Raw genomic sequence first — 7,821 nt, 5'->3', positions numbered from 1 at the left:
GGCGGGGGATGCGCGCTGCGTAGTTTGGTCGGGTCCTGATCGTTTCGGAAGGGTTCGGTATGCGGCGCGTGGTGCGGGGTGCGGTGACGGTGGCGGCGGTCGTGGGGCTGGGCGCGGGGCTCGGGGCGTGTGCGGTGTCGGGCGGTCCGGGGTCGGCCGGCTCCGGGGGTGCACCGGCGCAGGTGCGGGCGGTGGCGGACACGGAGGGGTTGTCCGGGGTGCCGGTGCGGGTGAAGGGGGCGGTGGTGGTCGTGGGGGAGAAGGACGCGCCGCACACGGTGAAGGTGTACGAGGACGCGCGCTGCCCTTTCTGCAAGCGTTTCGAGGAGGGCGGGGCGCGGGCGCTGGTGGGGCCGGTGGCGGACGGTGACGTGAAGGTGGAGTACACGATCGCGTCGTTCCTGGACCGGAATCTGGGTGGTGCGGGGTCGGAGCGTGCGGCGAACGCGCTGCGGGCGTCGGTCGATGCGGGGAAGTTCCCGGAGTTCCATGCGGCGCTGTTCGCGAACCAGCCGGAGGACGAGTCGGACGACGTGTTCACGAACGCGTTCCTGCTCCGGATCGCGGACCGGGTGGAGGGGCTGCGGGGTCCGGCGTTCGACCGGGCGGTGCGGGACGGCTCGCACGAGGCGTGGGTGCGGGATGCGATGCAGGCGTTCCGCGAGGACGGCATGCGGGGCACGCCGACGGTGCTGATCGACGGGCACAAGGCGGGGGGCGGGGAGGACGCGATGTACGGGGAGGCGTCGTTCGCGGGGGTGCTGCGGAAGGCGGGCATCGGGTCGTAGGGCGGGGCGGTACGTCTCGGGGGCCTGACCGGGGTCGGAGCCGGGGTCGTGTCCGATGGCGCGCCCGGGGTGTCGTGCCGGGCGTCGGGCGTCGGGGCGAGGGGTGCCGGGCCGCGAGGTCGCCCTAGTCCCTGGTGTGCGGCGGCGGTCGGTGGTCCTGGGCGGGGTGCCGGACGCCGGTGTCGTGGTCGGGTGGAGCGGTGCGGGCCGCGGCCGGGGTGAGGGGGCGGCAGCAGAGGCCGATCAGGGCGGCGGTGGCGTGGCCGAGGTCGGTGAAGGTGCGGCCGGTGACGAGCGGGGCGCCGTAGAAGGCGAGGAGGGCGGCGAGGTACGCGTAGCGCCAGGGGCGTGGAATGCGGTAGGTGAGGACGGCGGCGACGCCGGCGAGGGCGTAACTGACGCCGATGTCCAGGGTGTTGACGCTGCTGGTGGGGGCGTGGCCGTGGCGGATCGCCCAGAGGAGGGCGCCCTCGCTGATGAGGGTGGCGAGGACGTGGGCGGCGGCGGCGACGGCGAGCCAGCGGGGGGTGCCGAGCCAGCGTTCGGCGGGGGCGTGGAAGAGCGTGTAGAGCACGGCGTACGGCCACCAGCTGCTGCCGTCGATCCAGAAGGCCGAGGCGACGAGGACGCGGACGGGGTTCTCGGACAGCTCGTGCAGGTTGGTGGAGCGCTGGCGCAGGAAGGCCTGTTCGAAGTCGGGGCTCATGTGGTGCACGGCGACGGTGGTGACGAACAGGGCGGCGAGCCAGAGGTAGGTGCCGGGGGCGCTGCGCACCCAGGCCGCGGTGCGGGTCCACAGGCGGTGGGGAAAATGGCGCATGTCCGATTGAGGCATGTCGGTAGGGTCGGCGGCGTGATCGACATTCCCATCGGGCTGGTGGAGTCGCAGTACGCGTACGCGGGGGTCGCCGGGCGGAAGTTCGTCGCCGGGCTGCCCGCGCTGGTCGAGGAGTGGCTCGGGCGTTGGGGGCTGCGGCCGGACGGGGCGCCCATGCACGGGATGGCGGCGCTGGTGCTGCCGGTGGTGCGCGCCGCGGACGGGGTGCCCGCGGTGGTGAAGTTCCAGGTCCTCGACGAGGAGACGGCGGGCGAGCCGGTCGCGCTGCGGGTCTGGGACGGGGCCGGGGCGGTGCGGCTCCTCGACTACGACCCGGCGTCCGGCACGATGCTCCTCGAGCGGCTGGACGAGCGCCGGATGCTGAGCACGGTCGCGGACTCCCGGGAGGCGGTGCTGGTCATCGCGGACCTGCTCGCGCGGCTGACGGCGGGTCCCGCGCCGCGGGGGATGCGGCGGCTCGGGGACATCGCGGAGCGGATGCTGGCCCAGGTGCCGTCGGCACTGCCGCGGATTGCGGACAGGGGCCGGCGGGCGCTGGTGGCGGACTGTGCGGCGGCGGTGCGGGAGGTCGCGGGCGAGCCCGGGGACCGGTTGCTGCACTGGGATCTGCACTTCGAGAACGTGCTGGCGAGCGAGCGGGAGCCCTGGCTGGCGATCGACCCGAAGCCGCTGGCGGGCGACCCGGGCTTCGATCTGTGGCCGGTGCTCGACAACCGCTTCGAGGCGGACGAGGTGGTGTGGCGGTTCGACGCGCTGACCGGCGCGCTGGGCCTGGACCGGGTGCGGGCCCGGGCGTGGACGCTGGGCCGTGTGCTGCAGAACGCCCTGTGGGACGTGGCGGACGGCCGGCCTCTGGCGGCGGACGGCCTGGAGATCGTGCGGCGGCTGAGGGCCCGGGGGACCGCACGATCCGGGTGAGGGCCGGCCCCGTGTTCGCCCGTGCGCCTGCCCGCGTGTCTGCCCGTGTGTCCGATCGCGCGCCTGCGCACGGGCGGCCGGGCTCAGGGCCCTGCCCGCGGTCCTGTCCGCAGTCCTGCCCGCGGTCCGGACCACGGGCAGGATCTACTCTGCGTGCATGATCCGAGAAGCGACTCCCGCGGACGTCCCCGCGATCCATGCCATGGTCCGTGAACTGGCCGAGTACGAGAAGGCGTTGCACGAGGCGCGGGCCACCGAGGAGCAGCTGCGCGAGGCGCTGTTCGGCCCGCGGCCCGCCGCGTTCGCGCACATCGCCGAGGACGACGGGAGCGGTGAGCCGGTCGGGTTCGCGCTGTGGTTCCTGAACTTCTCCACGTGGCGCGGTGTCCACGGCATCTACCTGGAGGATCTGTACGTACGGCCGCAGGCGCGCGGCGGCGGCCACGGCAAGGCGCTGCTGACGGAACTGGCGCGCATCTGTGCCGAGCGCGGCTACGAGCGTCTGGAGTGGTCGGTGCTCGACTGGAACACTCCGGCGATCGACTTCTACCGGTCGCTCGGTGCGCGCCCGCAGGACGAGTGGACGGTGTTCCGGCTGACGGACGGGGCGTTGCGCGCGCTCGGCGGATGAGATGCGGGCCGCCGGACATCGCCTCCGTCGGACACGGCCTCCGCCGGGCCCTAGGGTTCCAGGACCACCTTGCCGGTCGTCGCGCGGGACTCCAGGGCGCGGTGGGCGGCGGCCGCCTCGGCGAGGGGGAAGCGCTGGACGGCGGGGACGAAGACGCCGCGGGCGGCGAGGTCGAGGGCGGCCCGTTCCAGCGTCCGGAGGGGGTGGGTGCCGCCGGCGCGGGCGAGCATCGCGGGGCCGACGACCTGTTCCTGGACGATGCCGCGCCGGGCCTGTTCGGCGGCGTCGAGCAGGTGGGGGCCGCTGTCGGCGGCGATGCCCTGGGCGGACCAGCCGAAGATGACGTGGTGGCCGCCGGGGCCGAGGAGGCCGAGGGCGGTGTCGGCCGCCTCGCCGCCGACGCCGTCGAAGAGGACGGTGCCGTGCAGGCCGCGGGCGTCGAGGAAGGCGCGGGCGGCGTCCGACCAGCCGGGGGCGCGGTAGTCGAGGGCGAGGTCGGCGCCGTCGGCTGCGGCCCGTGCCACCTTGGCGGGGCCGCCGGCGAGCGCGATGACCGTGCCGCCGGCGTGCTTCACGTACTGGACGAGGAGGGTGCCGATGCCGCCGGCCGCGGCGGGGACGAGGGCGACGGTGTCCGGCGTGACCTCGGTGAAGTTCAGGATGCCGGCGGTGGTGCGGCCGGTGCCGATGAGGGCGACGGCCCGGGCCGCGTCGAGCGTCTCGGGGGTCGGGTAGAGCCGGTCGGCGTCGGCGACGGCCAGCTCGGCGTAGCCGCCGGGGACCAGGCCGAGGTGGGTGACGACGCGGCGGCCGAGCCAGGACGGGTCGGTGCCCGCGCCGAGGGCGTCGACGGTCCCGGCGACCTCGCGGCCGGGGATCGTGGGCAGGTCGGGGAGGGCGGGCAGCGGGCCCTGCACGCCGGTGCGGAGCGCGGCGTCGAGCAGGTGCACCCCGGCGGCCTCGACGGCGATACGGACCTGGCCGGGGCCGGGCACCGGGTCGTCGGTCCGCTCGTACGAGAGGTTCTCGGCGGGGCCGAAGGCGTGCAGGCGGACGGCGTGCATGGGAACTCCTCGGGGGGCAGGGCGAAGACGGCGGGGTGCCGGTGCCGGTCGGCGCTCCCCGCGACCCCGGCGGCGCCGGTGGTCGTGCCGCCAGTCTTCGACCTCAACCAAACTTGAGGTCAAGGCCGGGCGCCGCCGGGACCGCCCTGCGCAGCGCGAGCGTCGTCGCCTCGATGGCGCTGGTGAAGGAGACCTCGCTGAGCACGCCGGGCGCGGCCACCATGTCGCCCGCGAGGTACACCCCGTCGCCGCGGTCGATCGCGGGCCGGTCCCGCCAGGTGGTGCCGGGGCGGTCGAGGGCGCCGGTGCGGCCCTGGGCGACGGCGTCGCGGCGCCAGACCGTGCGGGACCGCCAGCCGGGGTACGCGAGGTCGAGGAGCAGCTCGGCGCGGGCCGAGCCGTCGGCCGCGGACTCGTGCGGGGCGAGTGGCACCTGGCCCTGGAGCAGGCTCTCGCCGCTCGGGGCGAGCGACGGGTCCTGTGCGGTGAAGCGTTCGATCCAGGCCGGGAAGTCGATCCCCGACACGGCGAACGCGTCGCCGCGGCGCCGGCGCAGCGCGAGGTCGACGAGGGCCGTGCGCCCGCTGTCCCAGGTCAGCGTGGGGTCGCGGAGCAGCCGGCGGGCGGCCTCCAGGGAGGTGGCGACGACCACGGGGGTGTCGGTGGGGACGGTGTCGAGGCGGCTGAGGGTCTCGACGCGGACGCCCAGGTTCCAGGCGCGGGCGGCCATCCGGTCGACGACCGCGGACCAGCCGCCCAGCGGGTAGTGGGCCTCCGGTGGCAGGGCGGTCGTCCGGCGCAGGCGCTCCTGCACGAAGCGGGCCGAGAGCGACCCGGGGTCGTGGTGGAAGAGGGCGACGGCCGTGTAGTGGGCCGCGGCGCGGGCCCCGTCGACGCCGGCGACGCGGCCCGCCCAGGTGGTGAAGTCCTCGTCCACGGGGGCGTGTTCGGGCCGGTGGCGCAGCAGTCGGAGGAGCGCGGCGGGCGGGGTGCGGCGCAGGACGCCGCCCCGGTGGAAGCGCAGCCGGGCGGCCTCGTGCAGCGGGACGCCGGTGACCGGGCCGAGCAGGTCGCGCCGCTTGAGCCAGGTCCAGTGCGGGCCGCCGGCGTAGAGGGCGTGCGGTCCGTTGTGGGTGCGGTAGCGGGCCTGTGTCTGCTCGCCGGGCTCCGCGCCGGCCGTCCGGGCGCGGCCGCCCAGGGTGTGGTGGGCCTCGTGGAGCGTGACGCGCGCGCCGGCCTCGGCGGCGGTGATCGCGGCGGTCAGTCCGGCGAGACCGCCGCCGATGACGGTGAGGTCGGGGGTCCTGCGGGCCATGCGGGTCTCCTGCCTTCGTACGAGCCGGCGTGCACTTCTACGACGCCGGGGGCGCCGCGGAATGTGACATCGCCGCCGGGGCGGGTCCTGGCCGGGTGCCGCGGCGTTGTCAGTGGGGGCGGGCAGCATGGGGGGATGGCCGACAGGAACAGCAGGAGCAGCGGGAACAGCAGGGGCAGCCGGAGCAGCGGGACGGCGGCGCGGGTCCGGCGGGCGCGGCGGCCGGAGCTGCGGCTGCCGCCGCTGGAGCCGTGGCCCGAGGGTGCGGGCCTGGCGCCGGACGGGGACTACGACGGGGTGGAGCTGCGGGCCGTCGACCTCTCCGGGCAGGAGGGGACCGGGGCGCGGTTCATGGACTGTGCGCTGGAGGAGTGCGCGCTGGACGGTACGGAGCTGGGGCGGGCCCGGATCCTGGACACGTCGCTGCGTGCGATCCGCGGGGTCGGCACGCAGCTCGCGGAGGCGACGCTGCGGGACGTGGAGGTGACGGACGCGCGCCTGGGCGGGACGCAGTTGCACGGCGCGGCGCTGGAGCGGGTGCTGATCCGCGGCGGCAAGATCGACTACCTGAATCTGCGGAAGGCGCGGCTCAAGGACGTCGTCTTCGAGGGCTGCGTGCTGGTCGAGCCGGACTTCGGGGGCGCGAGCCTGGAGCGGGTCGAGTTCCCCGGCTGCGTGGTGACGGGGGCGGACCTGTCGGGGGTGACGCTGACGGACGTGGATCTGCGGGAGGCGGCGCGGCTCGACGTCGCCCGCGGGGTCGACCGACTGGGCGGGGCCGTGATCTCGACGTCTCAACTCCTCGACCTGGCACCGGTGTTCGCGGCGGAGCTGGGGGTGCGGGTGGAGGACTGAGCGGGCTTACTTCATCCGGGGGAAGCGGGCCTGGAGGTCCCAGACGGCCGGGTTGTCCCCGAGGTCCTCGTGCAGGTCGGTCAGATCGGCGATCAGGTCGTGCAGGAAGTCGCGGGCCTCGCGGCGCAGTTCGGTGTGCGAGAAGGTCAGCGGCGGCTCGTCGCCGGGCATCCAGTCGGACTCGATGTCGACCCAGCCGAAGCGGCGCTCGAACAGCATCCGGTCGGTCGACTCGGTGAAGTCCAGTTCCGCGTACTGGGGAGTGGCGCTGCGGCTGCCGCGCGGGTCCCGGTCGAGCCGCTCGGTGATGTCGCACAGCGCCCAGGCGAAGTCGAGCACCGGCACCCATCCCCAGGCTGTGGACAGCTCCCGGTCCGCCTTCGTGTCGGCCAGGTACACGTCGCCGCTGAACAGGTCGTGGCGCAGCGCGTGGACGTCCGCGCGCCGGTAGTCCGTCTGCGGCGGATCCGGGAAGCGGCGGGAGAGGGCGTAACCGATGTCGAGCACGTACGCGATGGTGTCACGGCCGCGGGGGCGTCGCCGGATCAGGGGAGCAGGCGCTGCTCCTTCGCCACCGCGACGGCACCGGCGCGGGTGTCGACGCCGAGCTTGTCGTAGATCCGGCCCAGGTGGGTCTTCACCGTGGCCTCGCTGATGAACAGGGCCTTGGCGATGTCCCGGTTGCCCAGGCCGTGCGCGAGCTGGGCGAGGATGTCGCGCTCGCGGTCGGTGAGCGTGGGGCGGGGCTTGCGCATGTTCGCCATGACGCGGGAGGCGACCGGGGCGGAGAGGGTGGTGCGGCCCTCGGCGGCGGCGTGGATCGCGGCGAACAGTTCCTCCGGGCGCTCGGCCTTGAGCAGGTAGCCGGTGGCGCCGGCCTCGATGGCGCGGGTGATGTCGGCGTCCGTGTCGTACGTGGTGAGGACCAGGACGTGCGGGGTGGGGGGTGTGCCGGTGGTGAGGCGGCGGGTCGTCTCGACGCCGTCGATGCCCGCGCCGAGCTGGAGGTCCATGAGGACGACGTCGGGGGCGAGTTTCGTGGCCAGCGCCAGGGCCTCCTCGCCGGTGCCGGCCTCGCCGACCACCTCGATGCCGGGGGCGCTGTCCAGGAGGGCGAGGAGGCCGGCGCGGACGACGACGTGGTCGTCGCAGAGCAGGATTCGCACGGGGGGTGTCATGGGGCGCGGGCCTCTCTCGTCGGGGTGGGGTTCATTGTGGTGGGTTGCGGTGCCGTTGCCGGGTGCGCGTTGGTGGTGGGCCGGTCGCGCAGTTCCCCGCGCCCCTTTTCGGGGCTGATGCACAGCCCCTGTCTCTGACCTGCGGGCGACCGCGAGCGGTGGCCACCTCAAGCCTCTCCGGCGATTGAGGAGCGGGGGCCGGGGCGGAGCCCCTGGGGGTGACGCCGTTGCGGG

The 7,821-nt window shown here is 75.1% G+C and carries 9 protein-coding genes; 4 read left to right on the top strand and 5 right to left on the bottom strand.

Annotation, left to right across the window (positions count from 1 at the left end; genetic code table 11):
- The first annotated feature begins 191 nt into the window (after positions 1-191).
- A complete protein-coding gene (locus tag GTW43_RS17005) occupies positions 192-788 on the top strand; it encodes a thioredoxin domain-containing protein (protein ID WP_343246035.1) in 597 nt (198 codons plus the stop codon).
- A gap of 124 nt (positions 789-912) precedes the next feature.
- Here the strand turns inward: GTW43_RS17005 and GTW43_RS17000 are convergent, their stop codons facing one another.
- Positions 913-1,623, bottom strand: a complete 711-nt coding sequence (locus GTW43_RS17000) for a rhomboid-like protein (protein WP_237536637.1) — start codon at positions 1,621-1,623, stop codon at positions 913-915.
- An 18-nt stretch (positions 1,624-1,641) separates the two neighbouring features.
- On the opposite strand from GTW43_RS17000, the gene GTW43_RS16995 reads away from it, so the two are divergent.
- Positions 1,642-2,544: an aminoglycoside phosphotransferase family protein gene (locus tag GTW43_RS16995; RefSeq protein ID WP_343246034.1), complete on the top strand. Its 903-nt coding sequence runs from the start codon at positions 1,642-1,644 to the stop codon at positions 2,542-2,544.
- Positions 2,545-2,701: 157 nt separating this feature from the next.
- Entirely contained in the window at positions 2,702-3,175 is a 474-nt protein-coding gene (locus tag GTW43_RS16990; RefSeq protein WP_161302870.1) for a GNAT family N-acetyltransferase, read from the top strand.
- Positions 3,176-3,225: 50 nt separating this feature from the next.
- Here GTW43_RS16990 and GTW43_RS16985 read toward each other — a convergent pair whose 3' ends face one another.
- The gene (locus GTW43_RS16985) at positions 3,226-4,239 is read right to left on the bottom strand and encodes a zinc-binding dehydrogenase (protein ID WP_161302869.1); all 1,014 of its coding nucleotides are present in this window, start codon (positions 4,237-4,239) and stop codon (positions 3,226-3,228) included.
- 103 nt (positions 4,240-4,342) lie between these two features.
- Complete coding sequence (locus GTW43_RS16980) at positions 4,343-5,554, bottom strand: NAD(P)-binding protein (protein ID WP_161302868.1); 1,212 nt, start codon at positions 5,552-5,554, stop codon at positions 4,343-4,345.
- A gap of 135 nt (positions 5,555-5,689) precedes the next feature.
- On the opposite strand from GTW43_RS16980, the gene GTW43_RS16975 reads away from it, so the two are divergent.
- Complete coding sequence (locus GTW43_RS16975; protein ID WP_161302867.1) at positions 5,690-6,409, top strand: pentapeptide repeat-containing protein; 720 nt, start codon at positions 5,690-5,692, stop codon at positions 6,407-6,409.
- A 6-nt stretch (positions 6,410-6,415) separates the two neighbouring features.
- Here GTW43_RS16975 and GTW43_RS16970 read toward each other — a convergent pair whose 3' ends face one another.
- Both GTW43_RS16970 and GTW43_RS16965 read right to left on the bottom strand, forming a co-directional pair.
- A complete protein-coding gene (locus tag GTW43_RS16970; protein WP_161302866.1) occupies positions 6,416-6,916 on the bottom strand; it encodes a hypothetical protein in 501 nt (166 codons plus the stop codon).
- 38 nt (positions 6,917-6,954) lie between these two features.
- Entirely contained in the window at positions 6,955-7,587 is a 633-nt protein-coding gene (locus GTW43_RS16965) for a response regulator transcription factor (RefSeq protein ID WP_161302865.1), read from the bottom strand.
- Positions 7,588-7,821 lie beyond the last annotated feature (234 nt).

It is taken from the genome of Streptomyces sp. SID5785 (assembly GCF_009870065.1).
Taxonomy (GTDB): Bacteria; Actinomycetota; Actinomycetes; order Streptomycetales; family Streptomycetaceae; genus Streptomyces.
The sequence above is the reverse complement of the archived record's forward strand: the minus strand, read 5'-3'. Positions and strand labels throughout refer to the sequence as shown.